Below are 15,214 nucleotides of genomic sequence, written 5' to 3' on the forward strand. Positions count from 1 at the left end.
GATAGCAACAGTCTGTCAATTTCCCCCGGGGCCGGTGACAATCGGCCCATAACGATTCCGGGGGAGAACCCATGAACAAGACTTCAGGCCTCGGGCTGGCGGCCCTGCTGGCCCTGGCGGTGCTTCCGGCTGCGGCGACCGTGCCGGCCGCGGCCCCTGCGGACACGCGCCCCAACTTCGTGCTGCTGCTGATCGACGACGCCGGCTTCAGCGATCTCGGCGCCTACGGCGGCGAGGCGCGCACGCCCAACATCGACGCGCTCGCGGCACGCGGCGCGATCTTCACGCAGTACCACAGCTCGCCGCTGTGCTCGCCCTCGCGCGCCATGCTGCTGACCGGCGTGGACAACCACCGCACCGGCTTCGCGACGATCCCGGAGACGCTGCCCGCCGACCAGCAGGGCCGGCCGGGCTACCGCATGCGCTTCGAGCCCGGCGTGGAGACGCTGGCCACGCGCCTGAAGGCGGAGGGCTATCGCAACTACATGACCGGCAAGTGGCACCTGGGCCATGGGCCGGGCGAGTTGCCGGATTCCCATGGCTTCGACCGATCCTTCGTGCTCGATGCCTCGGGCGCGGACAACTGGGAGCAGAAGCCCTACATGCCGTACTACACCAGTGCCGACTGGTTCGAGGACGGCAAGCCGGCGACCCTGCCGGAGGATTTCTACTCCTCCAAGTTCCTCATCGACCAGATGATCGGCTACCTGGACAAGGACCAGCAGCGCCGCGAGCCCTTCCTGGCCTACATCGCCTTCCAGGCGGTGCATATCCCGGTGCAGGCACCGCGCGAGCTCACCGCGGGCTACGCCGGGGTCTACGACGGTGGCTGGGGCGTGATCCGCGAGCAGCGCTGGCGCCGTGCGCAGGAGCGTGGCCTGATCCCGCAGGGCGCGCCGCTGGCGCCGGTGCACGAGAGGCTGCGCAGCTGGGAATCGCTGGACGCCGACGAGCGTGCGATCTACGCCAAGAGCATGCAGGTGCACGCCGCCATGATCGAGGCGATGGACCAGCACATCGGCCGCCTGGTGGAGTACCTCAAGGCACGCGGGCAATTCGAGAACACCATCTTCCTGCTGACCTCGGACAACGGCCCCGAACCGAGCAACCCGGTGGCGCAGACCGGCTTCAAGACCTGGATGTCGCGCCATGGCTATACCCATGAGCTGGAGAACCTGGGCGAGAAGGGCAGCATGGTGTTCATCGGCCCTGAATGGGCCAATGCCACAGCCTCGCCCGGCAACCTGTTCAAGTTCCATTCCTCGGAAGGCGGCATGCGCGTGCCGCTGATCGCGGCGGGCCCCGGTATCGCCGCAGGCCAGCGCGTGATCGGCACCAGCTTCGTCACCGACGTGGCGCCGACCATCTACGACTATGCCCGCGTGGAGCCTTCCCGCTGGAACGGCCCGGTGCCGATGAGCGGCCGCAGCCTGAAGCCCGCGCTCAGCGGCGCCTCGCCGCGGGTCTACGCGGCCGAGGAACCGGTGGGCATGGAGGTGGGCGGCAACGCGGCGCTGTTCAAGGGGGACTACAAGATCACCCGTATCACGCTGCCCTGGGGCGACGCGAAGTGGCGCCTGTACAACCTCGCCACCGACCCGGGTGAAGTGCAGGACCTGAGTGCGCAGGAGCCAGAGCGCTTCCAGGCCATGCTGGCCGACTACGCGGCCTACGAGAAGGACGTGGGCGTGCTGAAGCTGCCGGACGACTTCAACCCGCACAAGCAGGTAAAGATCAACGCCATCAAGAAGCAGCTGCACCACTACCGCTTCGTGCTGGGCGGCGCGGCGATCGTGCTGGTGTCGCTGCTGCTGATGTGGCTGCGCCGGCGCCTGCCGGCCTGAGCCCTGGATGGATCGGCCCGCGGGCCGATCCATCTGGCGTGCGCCTCAGCTCCTGGGCTTCTTCGCCGCGGCCTTGTTGCCGCGGTACTCCGCGAGCACGCGCTCGACGTACTTGCGGGTTTCGCTAAAGGGGGGCACGCCGCCGTAGGTGTCCACTGCGGTGGGGCCGGCATTGTAGGCGGCGATCGCCAAGGGCGTGTCGTTCTCGAAGCGGGTCAGCAGCTGGCTCAGGTAGCGCACGCCGCCGGCGATGTTCTGGTCGGCGTCAAAGCTGTCGGTGACGCCCAGTTGCGCGGCGGTCCTGGGCATCAGCTGCATCAGCCCGCGCGCGCCCACCCGCGAGAGGGCTCGCGGATCGAAGCAGGATTCGACACGGATCATGGCATGCACCAGTGCGGCCGGCACGCCATGCGTCTGTGCATGCTTGGTCACCAGGTCCTGCCACTGCAGGGCCCGCTCGTCCATGGCCTGCCGGCTCACGCCCTTGCACGACGCCGCCCAGCCGACCAGGGCCTCCGGGTCTGTGCCAGCGGGCTTGTCGGCCGCGACCTCCGAGGGGGGCAGGCTCAGCACAGGACGGGCCGCGCCGGAGCCGGGATACACCACGGTGTACTCGACGTTGTCCGGCGGCAGGCTGGTGTACACCGGCATGCCGCGTTCCTTGTGCAAGTAGAGCTTCACCGGCTCGGCGCCAGCCTGCAGGCTGGCGGTGCCGAGCATGGCAAAAAGCACGGCGCGCAGCCCAACCTGCCAGCGCGAGCGCAGTATGTCGTTCAACGGTAGTTTCCCCATGGGGCAGCAGCCTACAGCGGTCTGCCGACAGAACGCCACCCTCCGTCCGCGCTCCGGCAACACCTTGCGCAAGGGTGGCGCCGATTCCTCAAGGGTGTTTCGCGCGCTGCCACGGCGAGGGCGGCGTAGCTGCTTCTGGCTCCGCCGCCTGTGACGTCACCGGCATGGTGGGGCCCATCGCTGCGAGCTTGCGGGACAGACGGAAGGCATAGGACTCCACCACGCGCCAGTCCCAGTCGGAGACGGCGCCCAGTTCGGGGTAGCGCGCTTGGCGCGACAGTGCCCGCGTCTGCGAGTTGACGGCGATGCGGCACTGCAGCTTGCGTGGCTGCGTGAAGTAGAGGTGCAGGTGGATCAGCCCCCACCCCGTCAACGAGTGGCGGAAGGCGTGGCCTTCACGCGGTGGATCGAGGATCACCTTGCGCTCGATGGGGCGGCCCATCATCGAGGGATACCAGAAGCCGAAGGCGTAATCGTGCAGGCCGGCGGCGGCACATTGCGCGACCTTGGCGTGGATGTCGGCGGGCGTTGCGAAGTGCTGCAGCGCCTGGCCGAGATCGGACTCTGAGGAGGACACCTTCGGTGTCTCCTTCTGGAAGGCACTGGCGAGCAGTTCGCCCAAGTCCGCGTGGGTGATGAGGGTGGCAAGCGTCACGGGGCGTCCTTCGGTGGAGAGGCGGCGGTCGCCGTTCAGCGGCGCCCATCGCTTTTGCTCATTCTCTCATTTTCGCCAGGCCCGGAGCCTCGTACAGCTGCCGCAGCACGGTTTCAACCAGGGCCTCCACGAGCCGCTCGCGCGACAGGTGATCCGGGCGGTGCAGGGCGATCTGCTGCATGGCGGTCCACACCATGCTGGTCAGCAGCCAGGCACTGGCCTCGGTGTCGTAGAGCCGCACCACGGCGGCGCTCTTGTCGCGGCCCTTGCGCACGATCTGTTCCAGGCTCTGCGAGAGTCCGCGCGCCTCCGGGATCTCGCCGAGGAAGGGCACCTCGCTCAGCGCCACGCGCAGCAGGCCGGCGCGGGCTTCCAGCGCGGCGATGATGGTGCGGATCCAGTGGTCGATGCCGGCACGCGGCTGGTCGGGCAGGGCCAGGGCCTCGTGCAGGCTGCGGCCGACCTCGGCGACGATCTCGCGCAGCGCCGCCGCCAGCGTGGCTGCGACGATCGACTGCTTGTTGGGGAAGTACTCGTACAGGGAGCCGACACCGACACCGGCCCGCTCGGCCACGCGGTTGGTGGTCACGGCGGCGTAGCCTTCTTCCTCCATAAGCCGAGCAGCGGCGTCGCAGAGAGCGTCCACGGTGGCCCGGGAGCGCGCCTGCTTGGGATGTTTTTTCAGTTGCAGATCAGTTGCTTGTCTCGCCATCCCAACCCCCTCCGGACCGTCGGCCCCGGCACCCTCAATCCGAGTGGTTCCGAGCAATTACTCGGTTTATCTTAGCGGGACTATATCGCCGCCGTGGAGGAGAGCCATGAGCCTGCGAAACCTGCGTACTCCGTTGTTCCTGTTTGCCGCCCTTGGCGGTGCCATCCTTTTGTCCGCCTGCGGCGAGTACGGCGGCCGCAGTGACCCTGCCACGGGTGGCGGTGTTACCGGCCCGCGCGACAGCGTGCAGGTGAAGAATTGCGATGAGCTTTTCACCAAGCGTGTGCAGCCGCGCCTGGAGTTCTGCCGCAGCTGCCATGTGCCGGGTGGCGTGGCGGACGTTGCCGATGGCAGGCTGTTCCAGCTCGACAAGGATGCAGCCCAGGATGCCCGGCTGCTGAAGGAATCCTGGCTGCGCCTGGGCGGCAATGGTGCCGGCAAGTCCCGCATCCTCAAGATGGCCTCCGGCACCGATACGCGCACGCACAGCGCTGGCGCGCCCTGGCCGGTGGGCAGCGACGCCTACCGCGAGATGGATGCACTGCTGCAGGGCTATGACAATCCCTCCGCCTGTGCGCTGGGCAATCTCGGCGCCATCACCGAATTCCCGCTGCTCGGCGGCCCGCGCGGCGGCGGCGCCTGGTCCAATTTCTGTGCGGGCAAGGCCGACAGCGCGGTGTTGCCGGTGGATCCGCGCACGCTGGTGGTGCCCGGCGTCAACGAGGGCAAGGCGGTGGCCTTCAACGCCTACTGGAAGTCCTGCGACAACGGCGTGCCGCGGCCCAAGACCTGTGGCGAGATGCGGGAGCAGTCCAAACTGGGCCTGTTCGTGGGCCATGGGCAGGGTGAGGTCGGCACGCCGCTGAGCTTTGCCGGCGGCAATGAGAATGTCAGCGGCCTGTCCGCCGAAAAATACAACCAGCTCTGGAAATCCGCCTGGGGCATGGACGAGCGGCCCAGCAACTTCGACGAGCTGGTGGCCGAGCGCTATGGCTCGCCGGCTAGCCTGGTGCCCAACCCCTATCCGCTGCCGGGCGAGGATCCCAACAAGACCAATGGCGGCTCCGGCAAGTTGCCCATGGTGTTCACGCAGATCCGCAAGGCCGATGGCACCTGGACCGGCGAGATCGGCCAGAAGGTCTGCCTGTTCTGCCACAACGGCCAGCTCGGTACCGTGGCCGACGGCGAGGGCATGGGGCCACAGCTCGGTGGTGCCGGCAGCATCGGCGACTTCGCCGTGGCCAGCTCGGACTTCAGCAAGGCGGAAGGACTCGCCGGCTTCGGCGCCAACTCCGCGCTGTCGCTGGTCACCACCTCGACCAACCGCGGTACCGGCGCCATCGACTTCTTCCAGCTTGCCTTCATCCTGTTCAGCAACGGCGATCCCGCGCTGCTGCTCAATGACAAGATCGTGCTGAGCCAGGCCATCGGCAACATCAAGAGCCCGCCCTGGTGGAACCTGGCGTACCGTCCGCAGAAATTCCACGGCGCGGTGCTGCCCACCGATTCCTCGCGTATCGACCTGGCCGCGTACTACGACCTGGTGAAGAGCCTGAGCGGCGGTGGCGACGAGGCGCTGGCCTGGATGGATGCGCACTCGGGTCCCTTCCAGACCTGGGCGGAGACACTGGCCTCGCCGAAGTTCCCCGGCGAGATCGACACGGCGCTGGCGGAGCAGGGCGCCATCCTGTTCCATTCCAAGAACCTCTGGGGCGATGGGCTCGACAATCCGGGACCGAAGCCGGACCAGGGCAATGGCTCCTGCGCGGGTTGCCACGGTGCCTATTCGCCACGCTACACCCACGACCCGGCCTACCTCGACACGCCGGAGCTGGCGGGCATCGCGGCCTACACCGTGCCGACGGCGGTCGTCGGCACCGATCCGGTCTACGCCGACGCCATGCAGAGCCTGCGTAACCGCGACGGCAGCGTCAGCCCGGCGATCCTGAAACAGGCGGTGGTGTCGTGCGGGCTGGGCAATGCCGGCTCCACGGACGACCTGACGCCGATCTACCTGGCTCCGCCGCTGTGGGGCACCTGGGCCGCCGCGCCCTACTTCCACAACGGTTCGGTGCCCAATATCTGGGGCGTACTGGACCCGCACAGCGAGCGCCCCAACATCTGGAAGCGCCGCTCCACGCCGGCCCGCGAGGATCAGGCGGGCAAGGTGGTGATGGGCTTCGACACCAACCTGCAGCGCGCCTACGACTTCGACAAGCTCGGCTGGAAGTACGACGAGATTCCCTGCGGTGCCGCCGGCTCGCAGCCCTACATCGCCTGCAACCCGCTGAACCCCGAGGCGCCCTCGCCGGTGCAGGCGCTGCTGGGCGAAATCTACAAGCTGATCGGCCTGACCTGGAACCTGCCGCGGCCCGAGGGCCTGATGATGACGCAGCAGAACATCGAGAACCGCAAGGTGTTCAACACCAACCTCTACAGCCAGGGCAACCAGGGCCATGCGTTCACGTCGGTTCTGACCGACATGGAGCGCAAGGCGATCATCGAGTACCTGAAGACGCTCTGAGGAGCCAGCAATGCTTGCCCGCCCCAGAACGTGTCCTGGGGCGGACAGCATCTTTTGACGGAGAGGCGTGCGGATTCGTATAGCCTTGGCGTGCTGGCCTTCCGGTTTGACTGCCGGTGGGCGAACCGTCCCTATCCGGGTCATGACACGAAAGCAAAGCATTCCCGCATTGGCTGTCGCCGTGGTCGTGGGCGTCGCCGCGTGTGTCGTGCTGTGGAACGACTATCGTGATGCCGAGATGAAGCTGTACGTCGCTTACCTCCAGTCGCTCAACGCTGAGCCCGCCATGAAGGACATTGCCTTCATGAGCCAGGTTTGGTCATGTGGCGCCAGCGTGGATCGAGTGCCTGCGGAGTATGCGGAGGCCCTGCGCGACATGCTGCGTGCGAACGGGCCAGATGCGATCCCCCGGCGATTTGAAAAGCTCGCGCAGTTGGCCAACGTGGTCAGGTACGAGGAAGCGCAGCGCCTGCATGCACTGCGGTACCAGGAACCCTCCTTCGCCCGGACGCGCGTCATCGGCTTGTCCCGTGCGGGATTCAACCCAGGCCGTGACAGAGCAGTCTTGTGCGTGCAGCCTGGCCATGGCCGCGCATTGGCCTACTTCCAGAAGGCAGACGGACCCTTCTGGCGATTGGTGAATCAAGAGTATCTTGTGGTCCAGTAAGCTGCGTGAGTGAGACGATGCAGCTGAAGTCATGGCGCTGCTATGAAGGAGATTGAGATGCCCGGCAAGCGTCCGACGACGATCGACGAATACATCCGCGCCGCGCCGGCGGCTGGCCAGCCGCACCTGCGCCGCATGCATGCGCTGCTCAAGAGCGTCGCCCCGCACGCCGAGGAGGCGATCAAGTGGGGCACGCCGTTCTTCGTGGAGCCGCGCTTCGTGTTCGCGTTCTCGGCGCACAAGGCGCACCTGAGCTTTGCGCCGACCGCGACGGCGCTGGAGTCGTTCCGCGACGAACTGGTGGGGCAGCCGACCACCAAGGGAACGCTGCAGATTCCATACAAGGCTCCGTTTCCGGAAGACCTGGTGCGTCGGCTGGCGGAGCGCTGCTGGCAGGGCGTGCGTGCGCGCAAGGACGACGCGTTCTGGTGAGGCGGGTCCTAGTGGGCCCGCCCGGGCTTGGCCTTCTTGCCTGCGGCGTTGAGCGCGGCGGCTTCCTGGATCAGGGCCTTGAAGTCCTCGGCGTCGATCTCCTCGCCCTGGCGGATGTCGATGGCGCGCCGGGTATTGCCATCGAGGCTGGCGTTGAACAGCTTGGCCGGGTCCTGCAGTGCGGCGCCCTTGGCGAAGGTGAGCTTGACGACGGCCTTGTAGCTCTCGCCGGTGCAGAGGATGCCGTCCTGCGACCACACGGGCGTGCCCATCCATTTCCACTCTTCCACGACTTCGGGCAGGGCCTGCCGGATGAGCTGGCGCATCCGGGCCAGTGTCTGGCCGCGCCAGTCGCCGAGCTCGGCGATGCGGCCGTCGATCAGCTCTGAGGCCGAGGGGCTTTCGGCAGCTGCCGGCTTCTTCATGTGTTCCTCCCTGGAAAGCGACGATGCGCGCGGGCTCACATCAACCGGTCGTAGAATCCGGGTGAGCGGTCCACGCGCAGCCGTGTGAGCTTGCGGTAGCAGATCAGCCAGCGACCCTCCACCTTGCGGTAGTGCTCGTGGTAGTGGCCGTAGCCATGAAGATACTCCTCGCGCTCGCCGTCCTTCCACCACAGGTGATCCTCCATCGGCCAGATGCCGGTGGCGGTGGTGTCGGAGGTGAGCTCGATCTCCGGCGTGTGCGCGTGGTGCGCGGAGGTAATGGGCGTGCGGTGCTCCATGAAGTGCCGGATGGCTTCTGCCAGCGCCCGGGGGCCGACGACCTTGTTGCGCACGCCGCCGGATTGCGGCTGCAGCGCCGCCGGCAGGTCGCCGTAGGTTTCCGACCAGGCGTCCTCGGTATGGACGCTGCCGTACAGGTCCCATTGCTTGAGGTCCATGTAGCGCAGCCGGCGCGCGAACACGTTCCTGATCTCCTCGATGGCCAGCAGCGTTTCGATCCCGGTCATGACGGTGCTCCTTGGTGTGGATGACCGCAGCCTGGGCCGCCGGGGACTTTCACACATCGGCTGAATGAAGGAGACGAAGGTTCCAGTCGGGCCCTTGCTGCTTGCCACGGCAAGAGGCCTGCGGTTGACACCACCGGCAACGCGGCCGATGATCGGTTCATGAACGTCCTTTCCGTCCGCTGCGCCAAACCCCATCGGGGGCCTCTGCTCGAAGGCTAGCCGCCCCGGGCTTCGCGCCATTGCGCGCCGTTCAAGCCCGGGGTGACGGAACACAGCTTCTCCCTCGCCACGTCGCGTGCATCGCTGCGCGCGCGTTGCGCCTTGCCGTTCATGAAAATCACGAGGTTCCCATGCAAGTGGATCCATTGCTGCAATCACCGCCCCTGCTCATCGCCGAATCGCTGGCGGGGCCACTGCGCGCCCTGGCGGAGAGATGGCTGCGCCAGGCGCCGGAGGTGGCGCGCCGCCTGATCGAGGAGATCGACCGCGCCGAACTGATCACGGACGGCCAGATGCCGGACGACGTGGTGACGCTGGGTTCTTCCGTCAGCTATCGCGACGAGGACAGCGGTGCCGAGCACACCATCCGGCTGGTGATGCCGACGGAGGCGAATCCCTCGCTGCGGCGCGTGTCGGTGATGACGCCGGTGGGGGCGGCGCTGATCGGTCTGCGCCGGGGCCAGCGCATCGCCTGCGAGATCGCGGGGCGCGAGGCGGTGCTGGCGGTGACCGGTGTTGCTCGTGCCTGAGGGCGCACCCTCACTCCGCCGGTTCGGCCATCGCCTGCCGCGTGAAGCGGGACTTCAGCGCCACCAGGATGCCGGAGGCGGCGATCACGCACATTCCCAGGATCGCCATGCTGTCCGGCACGTGGCCGAAGACCATCCAGCTCAGCAGGCCGGCCCAGACCAGCTGTGCGTACATGATCGGTGCCAGCACGGAAGCGGGCGCGTAGCGGTGGGCGGCGGTGAAGAGATAATGACCGAGGCCGCCCATGGCGCCGACGCCGAAGAACAGCAGCAGCTCCAGCGTGGAGGGCGGAGGGCCGCCCCAGGTCCAGGGCAGCAGGCTGCCGAACACCAGGCTGCCCACCAGCGCGGTGCAGAACAGCATGGGAACCGTGTGCTCGGTGCTGGCGAGGATGCGTGACAGCAACTGGTAGGCGGCGGTCACCACCACGCCGCAGAGCGCCAGCATGGTGCCCACGGGGTCCAGGCCACCGCCCGGATGGGCAATCAGCAGTATGCCGGTGAACCCGAGTGCGGCGGCCACCCAGCCCGCCGCGCCCACCTGCTCGCCCAGCAGGCGCCCGGCCACCAGCATCACCAGGATCGGCGACAGGAAGACGATGGAGGTCATCTCCGCCACCGGCATGCGCTGCAGGGCCAGGCCCAGTACCAGTGATGCCGCCGCCAGGCAGACGCCGCGCAGCAGCACCAGCCCGGTGCGCTGCGTCTGCACCAGCCGCTTGCCGTGGCTGGGGGTGAGCAGGATCACCATCAGCAGGCCGTTGACGATGTAGCGGATCGCCACCACCAGCGGGACGTCGTAGCGCGTCACCAGGTACTTGGTGGTGTTGTCCATGCAGGCGAACACGAACACGCCGAGCATCACCAGCATGACGCCGCGCAGGGGGTGTGCGGGTGAGGGGGCGTGACGGGGCGGGCTGGCGGCAGCCTCGGGTTCGCGCGGTGTCGGGGCCATCGCCAGGGCGGGGTCTTGGGGGCAGGGGCGCTAGTGTGACAGTGAAGCGGCAAGGCGGCAGCCTGATTCTTGACCCAGGCGGCACGGCCGATGTCCGGCAGGCCTTGCCGCGGGGGAGTTGGAGTAGCCTCGTCCGAGGACTCGTGCGCCTCACCCATGGCGCCTGGCCGGACTGAGCGAAGGCCATGGAGACCCTGATCGAGATCGAGGCCATCCGCAAGATCAAGGCGCGCTATTGCCGTTTCCTGGACCTGAAGGACTGGAATGCCCGGCGCGGGCTCTTCGCCGAGGATTTCATCAGCAATACCTCGGATTCCGGCGGCATTCGCACCCAGGGCGTGGACGAGTTCATCGACTTCGTCTGCGACAGGCTGGGCAAGCCGCAGCAGGCCACGGTGCACATGGTGCATGGGCCGGAGATCGAGCTGCTCTCCGCGAACACGGCGCGCGGCATCTGGCTGCTGGAGGATTTCCTGCGCTTTGCGCCTGGGTTCAACTTCCGCGGCCACGGGTACTACCGCGAGACCTACGAGAAGCGCGATGGGGCCTGGGTGATCAAGACCTCGCGGCTCACGCGGCTGCGCGAGGACTTCGTGACGCCGCTGTTCTCGCTGCATGTCTCCGGCTGGCTGCGGCGGCAGTCGATCAAGGCGGGGCAGCGGCACTCCCCCGCCTGGCGGGCGCGGCGCCGGCGGAAGTCCTCGCTAACGCGACAGCACCAGCAGCAGGGCGGTGCCGGCCAGCAGCACCGGCCATCCGCGCTGCAGCGTGCCGGGGCCCGGCCGGTGGGGATGGCGCGCCAGGCCACGATGGATGCCGCTGGCGACAAGTCCGGTGGTGAGCAGCATGGCTGCCAGGTGCAGCGCCAGGCCCATCAGCGGCAGCAGCGGCGGGCCGGGAAGGCGCGCGCTGCCGCCTGCCAGGCACATCGGCGCCAGCGCAGGGGTCAGCATCATGCCGGCGCCCTGTGCAGAGGCCATCAGGAAGGACCAGAGCGCCATGCTCGCCGGGCCGGCTTCGCGGCAGAGGGCGCGGTGTCGCCGCGCGCCGCGCAGCAGGCAGTGCAGGGCGGCCACGGCGAGCAGACCGGCAGCCATGAGACGGAACACGCTGGGGTCCATGGCCGCGCCGCGCGTGAGCAGCCAGGCCACGACCGTGATCGAAGCGAGGTGACCGAGCGCCAGGGATGGCAGGGCTCGCCAGGTGCGTGCCCCGCCATCCTCCTGCCGGTCCCAGGTGGTGGCGAACATCCAGCCGCTGGCGGGGTTCAGCCCATGCAGGGCACCGAGGCCAGCGATCGTCAGCCAGGGCCAGAGGCTGTCCATGGCTCGCGTCGCGCTTCAGGCCTTGCCGCAGCCGCAGCCGGACTGGGATGCCTGCGGCTCGTAGCGATCGTGGTGGCGCACCCAGGCCATGGGATAGCTGAGCCCGTCCTCGTCGCGCCCGCGCGGCGTCAGGTCGATGAACTCGTAGGCGCCCATCATCAGCTCCACGCCACGGCCGTAGGTGGAATAGGTGTGGAACACCTGACCGGCGTCGTCCCGGTAGAACACGCTGATGCCGGGCACCTCCTCTTCGGAGAGTGCCTGCAGCTCGTAGTTGTAGTAGACCTCGCCGCGCGCACGCTCCTCGGGCTTGAAGCTGACCCCGAAGTCGTAGTTGAAGTCGCTGCCCTGCGAAGAGGCCCAGGGAAACTGCCAGCCCATGCGCTTGCGGAAGCGCTCGATCTCGGCCAGCGGTGCGCGCGAGATCGCCGTCAGCGTGATGTCGCGCTGCTGCAGGTGCAGGCGGGCGCCCTCGATGTGGTCGGCCATGAAGGAGCAGCTCGGGCAGCCCTGCTGCCAACCGGGACCGAGCATGAAGTGTTGCACCACCAGCTGGCGGCGTCCGTCGAACAGATCGGCCAGCGAGCGGCGGCCCGCCGGGGTGTCGAAGGCGTAGTCCTGTTCGATACGCCGCCAGGGCAGGGCGCGGCGCTGCTCGGCCAGTTGGTCGCGCAGCCGGGTCAGCTCCTTCTCGCGGCGCAGCAGGGCGCGGCGTTCGGCGATCCACTGGTCGTGGGGGACGACGGGATGCTGGGCCAGCGAGGCGGGGTAGCTTGGAGTACTCATGTTTTGCTCCTGGCTCTACGAGCCGTTGTCGGGACGAGTTCGGGACGAGGGAGAGGGAGCGCACCGCCAAAGGCGGCACGCGTTCGCGGTGCCGGAGGGTTTACTTGACCTGGCGCGGGCGCCGCACGGCGCGCAGCTTGCCGCTGCCGCCACCGCCGCAATAGAACAGCCCGGCGCCGTCGGACTCCAGCCCGCTGACGCCGATGCCGCTGGGCATCTGCAGGCGTTGCAGCACCTCGCCGCTGTCCGGGTCGATGCGGCGGATGTCGCTCTCGTCGCCTTCCCAGGTGCCGTGCCACAGTTCGCCGTCGACCCAGGTCACGCCGGTGACGAAGCGGTTGGATTCGATGCTGCGCAGGATGCGGCCGCTGTCGGGATCGATCTGGTGGATCTTGCGCTCGCGGTACTGGCCGACCCAGAGGCTGCCCTCGGCCCAGGCCATGCCCGAGTCGGCGCCGTGGCCGGGCGCGGGAATGGAGGACAGGATCTTTCCGGTGGCGGGGTCGATCTTGTCGATGCGTGCCTCGGCGATCTGGTAAAGGTGCTTGCCGTCAAAAGAGGTGCCGGCATCGCCGCTGCAGGGCAGCGAGCGGGCGATCTCGCCACTGGCGGGGTCGATGGCCAGCAGGCGGGCGCCAACGGCGGCCCACACGCGTTGGCCGTCGTGGGTGACGCCGTGGACGGCCTTGGTATCCCCGAAGGGTCCGTATTCGCGCACGATCTCGGCGTGCTGTACGGTTTGCTTGCTGCGGGCTGCTGTCTTGCGGTGGTCGCTCATGCCGGTGCTCCTGTGTGGCTAGCGCCGGTGGCGGCGCCATGGGGAGCAATCTACCCCTGCGGCAGCAGGGCCGGGAGTAACAAGTTCGTCGTGATTCCGGTCAGCGGCGCCGCCAGCCAGCGCTGCGAGCGGGCCTTGCCGATGCTGCGCACCCGCCCCTGGGACGTCAGTACCCGCAGTGCGCGCTGCACGGTACGCTGGCTGGCGCCGAGCGCCAGCGACAGGGCGGAGGTGGGCCAGGGCGCACCGTCGGCCAGGATCGCCAGCAGCGAGGCCTGCTCTCCGTCGATGGGCGGCACCAGCACCGCGACCGGGCGTGCATCGCCGGGCTGGAGCGCGAAGCCGCTCGCGCTAGCCACGATACCGGCCTGTGGGGCAATCAGCGCGCGCAGGCGGCCGATCTCCACGCGCAGGCGCGCGCGATGGGTTTCATTGGGGCGCTTGCTGCGGAAGGCGCGTTCAATGAGCACATTGCGATCGGCATCGCCGGGCCAGGCCTCGGCCAGCGCCTGCGCCAGCGCGAACAGCACCGCACGGCGTGCCAGCGGCAGCCAGTGCTCCGCGCTGCCGATGCCGCGGCGGCAGGCATCGATCACCAGGGTGTCCGAGGACAAGAGAGCTTCGACCTCATGCAGCCGCAGTGGCTGTTGCCGGCCATGGTGCAGGCGCCGCGCAGCAGGGCGCTCCAGCATGGCTTGCGCCTCGCTGGCCTCGGCCAGCAATGCGGGCACGCTGGCACGCGCTGCGGCGTCGCGGGCGCGTGTCAGGGACGCTCGTGCGGCGGCGGTGTGCAGCGAGCGCAAGGACAACTCCGCCGAGGCCATCTCGGCGACGGCCAGTAGGGCCGCCGGCAGGCCTTGGCCGTCGAGCCGCGACAGGGCGACTGCGGCGTCGTCGAGGCGGCCGAGCAGCAGCAGGCGGCGCACAGCGATCAGGCGCGCCTGCTGGGCATTGGCGCGGTCGCGGTGAACTTCGAGCACGAGTGCGGCCTTTTCCAGCACGCGCGGTGATTGCTGGAAGTCGCGCATGGCCAGCGCCACCTCGGCCTCGGCGACGATGCAGCGCGCCCGTGCCAGATTCTCGCGGGGGCCGAAGCCGCGCGCAGCGCGGCGCAGCAGCTCGCGGGCACGCGCGTGCTCGCCGAGTTGCGCCATGGCGATGCCGCGCAGCGCGAGCGCTGCAGGATCGTCGCGCAGTGAGACGTGCTTGAGAGCGCCCAGCGCGTCTCCGGTGGCCAATGCGCGTGCGGCAGCGGCAATCAGGGAGTCCATCGGCGGAGCTTAACGCGGTGTGGCAGAAGCAGGGGGGCATGTCGGGAGAGTGACGGCGGAACGTCTGCCTGGAGGAGCGACGCAGATCGCGATCCTTTGCGGCAAGCTGCCATCGCGACTTTCGTCGCTCCCGCTGTCGGACACAGGCGCTGTTCTTGTTGCGCGGGCTGCTGGGTACAGGCTCCCCCGCATCCCGGGGGGGGCAGGCATCAGGACTGCGAGGACGGCAGGCGCACCACCAGGCCATCCAGCTCCGGCTTCACCATGATCTGGCAGGTGAGGCGGCTGTGCGACTGCACGTCCATGGCGCCCTCCAGCATCATCTCCTCGGCCTCGCCCCTGGGCTCCACCTTGGACCCCCAGGCGGCATCGACATAGCCGTGGCAGGTGGCGCAGGAGCAGGCGCCGCCGCAGTCGCCGACGATGCCGGGCACCAGGTTCTCGACAGCGGCCTGCATCACACTCTTGCCGGCCTCCGCTTCGACGAGATGTTCCTTTCCGCTGTGTTCGATGAAGAGAATCTTCGGCATGGCGTGGATCAGGCCTTGGTTGCAGTGAAGGGGTAGGAACCCATGAAACCGGCCTTGGCCTTGTCGCTGAGCACGTTGCCGTTGAGTTCGCCGGTGAACTCTACCTTGATCTTCATCCGCTTGGTGACGAGGCTGATCCAGCAGACCTCGAAGTCAAGGCGGTTCGCTTGGGCGGTCCTGTTTCGGCGATCGGGCGGACTCCCGGGCGCCCGGCACGAAAAAGGGCGGTGCAGGTATTCCCT

16 protein-coding genes and 1 pseudogene are annotated in these 15,214 nt (G+C 68.2%); 6 read left to right on the top strand and 11 right to left on the bottom strand.

Annotation, left to right across the window (positions count from 1 at the left end; all coding sequences use genetic code 11):
• Window positions 1–71: 71 nt before the first annotated feature.
• On the top strand, window positions 72–1,844 hold the full coding sequence (locus QT386_RS03235) for an arylsulfatase (RefSeq protein ID WP_289272299.1): 1,773 nt from the start codon (window positions 72–74) through the stop codon (window positions 1,842–1,844).
• A 45-nt stretch (window positions 1,845–1,889) separates the two neighbouring features.
• On the opposite strand, the gene QT386_RS03240 is transcribed toward QT386_RS03235, so the two are convergent.
• The 3 genes from QT386_RS03240 to QT386_RS03250 all read right to left on the bottom strand — a co-directional run bounded on the left by QT386_RS03240 (window position 1,890) and on the right by QT386_RS03250 (window position 4,003).
• A complete protein-coding gene (locus tag QT386_RS03240; RefSeq protein WP_289272300.1) occupies window positions 1,890–2,621 on the bottom strand; it encodes a lytic transglycosylase domain-containing protein in 732 nt (243 codons plus the stop codon).
• A 103-nt stretch (window positions 2,622–2,724) separates the two neighbouring features.
• Complete coding sequence (locus tag QT386_RS03245; protein WP_289272301.1) at window positions 2,725–3,291, bottom strand: hypothetical protein; 567 nt, start codon at window positions 3,289–3,291, stop codon at window positions 2,725–2,727.
• 58 nt (window positions 3,292–3,349) lie between these two features.
• On the bottom strand, window positions 3,350–4,003 hold the full coding sequence (locus QT386_RS03250) for a TetR/AcrR family transcriptional regulator (protein WP_289272302.1): 654 nt from the start codon (window positions 4,001–4,003) through the stop codon (window positions 3,350–3,352).
• A 106-nt stretch (window positions 4,004–4,109) separates the two neighbouring features.
• On the opposite strand from QT386_RS03250, the gene QT386_RS03255 reads away from it, so the two are divergent.
• The 3 genes from QT386_RS03255 (at window position 4,110) to QT386_RS03265 (ending at window position 7,626) form a co-directional block, all read left to right on the top strand.
• Window positions 4,110–6,527: a hypothetical protein gene (locus QT386_RS03255; protein WP_289272303.1), complete on the top strand. Its 2,418-nt coding sequence runs from the start codon at window positions 4,110–4,112 to the stop codon at window positions 6,525–6,527.
• Between the two features lie 142 nt (window positions 6,528–6,669).
• Window positions 6,670–7,194, top strand: coding sequence for a hypothetical protein (locus tag QT386_RS03260; RefSeq protein WP_289272304.1), 525 nt, complete (start codon window positions 6,670–6,672; stop codon window positions 7,192–7,194).
• Window positions 7,195–7,251: 57 nt separating this feature from the next.
• Window positions 7,252–7,626 (top strand): iron chaperone, encoded by a 375-nt coding sequence (locus QT386_RS03265; protein WP_289272305.1) that lies wholly within the window; start codon window positions 7,252–7,254, stop codon window positions 7,624–7,626.
• Window positions 7,627–7,634: 8 nt separating this feature from the next.
• Here the strand turns inward: QT386_RS03265 and QT386_RS03270 are convergent, their stop codons facing one another.
• Together QT386_RS03270 and QT386_RS03275 are read right to left on the bottom strand one after the other, a co-directional pair.
• The gene (locus QT386_RS03270; RefSeq protein ID WP_289272306.1) at window positions 7,635–8,051 is read right to left on the bottom strand and encodes a DUF1801 domain-containing protein; all 417 of its coding nucleotides are present in this window, start codon (window positions 8,049–8,051) and stop codon (window positions 7,635–7,637) included.
• Between the two features lie 35 nt (window positions 8,052–8,086).
• Window positions 8,087–8,578 carry a nuclear transport factor 2 family protein gene (locus QT386_RS03275; RefSeq protein WP_289272307.1) on the bottom strand — a complete coding sequence of 164 codons (492 nt, stop codon included), beginning with the start codon at window positions 8,576–8,578 and terminating at the stop codon, window positions 8,087–8,089.
• 350 nt (window positions 8,579–8,928) lie between these two features.
• Between QT386_RS03275 and rnk the strand changes: the two genes are divergently transcribed.
• Complete coding sequence (gene rnk / locus QT386_RS03280; protein ID WP_289272308.1) at window positions 8,929–9,327, top strand: nucleoside diphosphate kinase regulator; 399 nt, start codon at window positions 8,929–8,931, stop codon at window positions 9,325–9,327.
• Between the two features lie 10 nt (window positions 9,328–9,337).
• Here rnk and QT386_RS03285 read toward each other — a convergent pair whose 3' ends face one another.
• Window positions 9,338–10,282, bottom strand: coding sequence for a DMT family transporter (locus tag QT386_RS03285; protein WP_289272309.1), 945 nt, complete (start codon window positions 10,280–10,282; stop codon window positions 9,338–9,340).
• A 185-nt stretch (window positions 10,283–10,467) separates the two neighbouring features.
• On the opposite strand from QT386_RS03285, the pseudogene QT386_RS23315 reads away from it, so the two are divergent.
• A pseudogene (locus QT386_RS23315) lies at window positions 10,468–10,917 on the top strand (nuclear transport factor 2 family protein); the annotation flags it as partial.
• A 69-nt stretch (window positions 10,918–10,986) separates the two neighbouring features.
• Here QT386_RS23315 and QT386_RS03290 read toward each other — a convergent pair.
• The 5 genes from QT386_RS03290 to QT386_RS03310 form a co-directional block, all read right to left on the bottom strand.
• Window positions 10,987–11,607 (bottom strand): hypothetical protein, encoded by a 621-nt coding sequence (locus tag QT386_RS03290; protein WP_289272310.1) that lies wholly within the window; start codon window positions 11,605–11,607, stop codon window positions 10,987–10,989.
• A 15-nt stretch (window positions 11,608–11,622) separates the two neighbouring features.
• Window positions 11,623–12,393 carry a thioredoxin family protein gene (locus QT386_RS03295; RefSeq protein ID WP_289272311.1) on the bottom strand — a complete coding sequence of 257 codons (771 nt, stop codon included), beginning with the start codon at window positions 12,391–12,393 and terminating at the stop codon, window positions 11,623–11,625.
• A 100-nt stretch (window positions 12,394–12,493) separates the two neighbouring features.
• Window positions 12,494–13,171: a glutamine cyclotransferase gene (locus QT386_RS03300; protein ID WP_289272312.1), complete on the bottom strand. Its 678-nt coding sequence runs from the start codon at window positions 13,169–13,171 to the stop codon at window positions 12,494–12,496.
• 50 nt (window positions 13,172–13,221) lie between these two features.
• Window positions 13,222–14,442, bottom strand: coding sequence for a helix-turn-helix domain-containing protein (locus QT386_RS03305; protein WP_289272313.1), 1,221 nt, complete (start codon window positions 14,440–14,442; stop codon window positions 13,222–13,224).
• Window positions 14,443–14,651: 209 nt separating this feature from the next.
• Window positions 14,652–14,972: a 2Fe-2S iron-sulfur cluster-binding protein gene (locus QT386_RS03310; protein ID WP_289272314.1), complete on the bottom strand. Its 321-nt coding sequence runs from the start codon at window positions 14,970–14,972 to the stop codon at window positions 14,652–14,654.
• Between the last annotated feature and the right edge of the window lie 242 nt (window positions 14,973–15,214).

It is taken from the genome of Solimonas sp. SE-A11 (assembly GCF_030345715.1).
In the GTDB taxonomy this organism is placed as follows: domain Bacteria; phylum Pseudomonadota; class Gammaproteobacteria; order Nevskiales; family Nevskiaceae; genus Solimonas_A.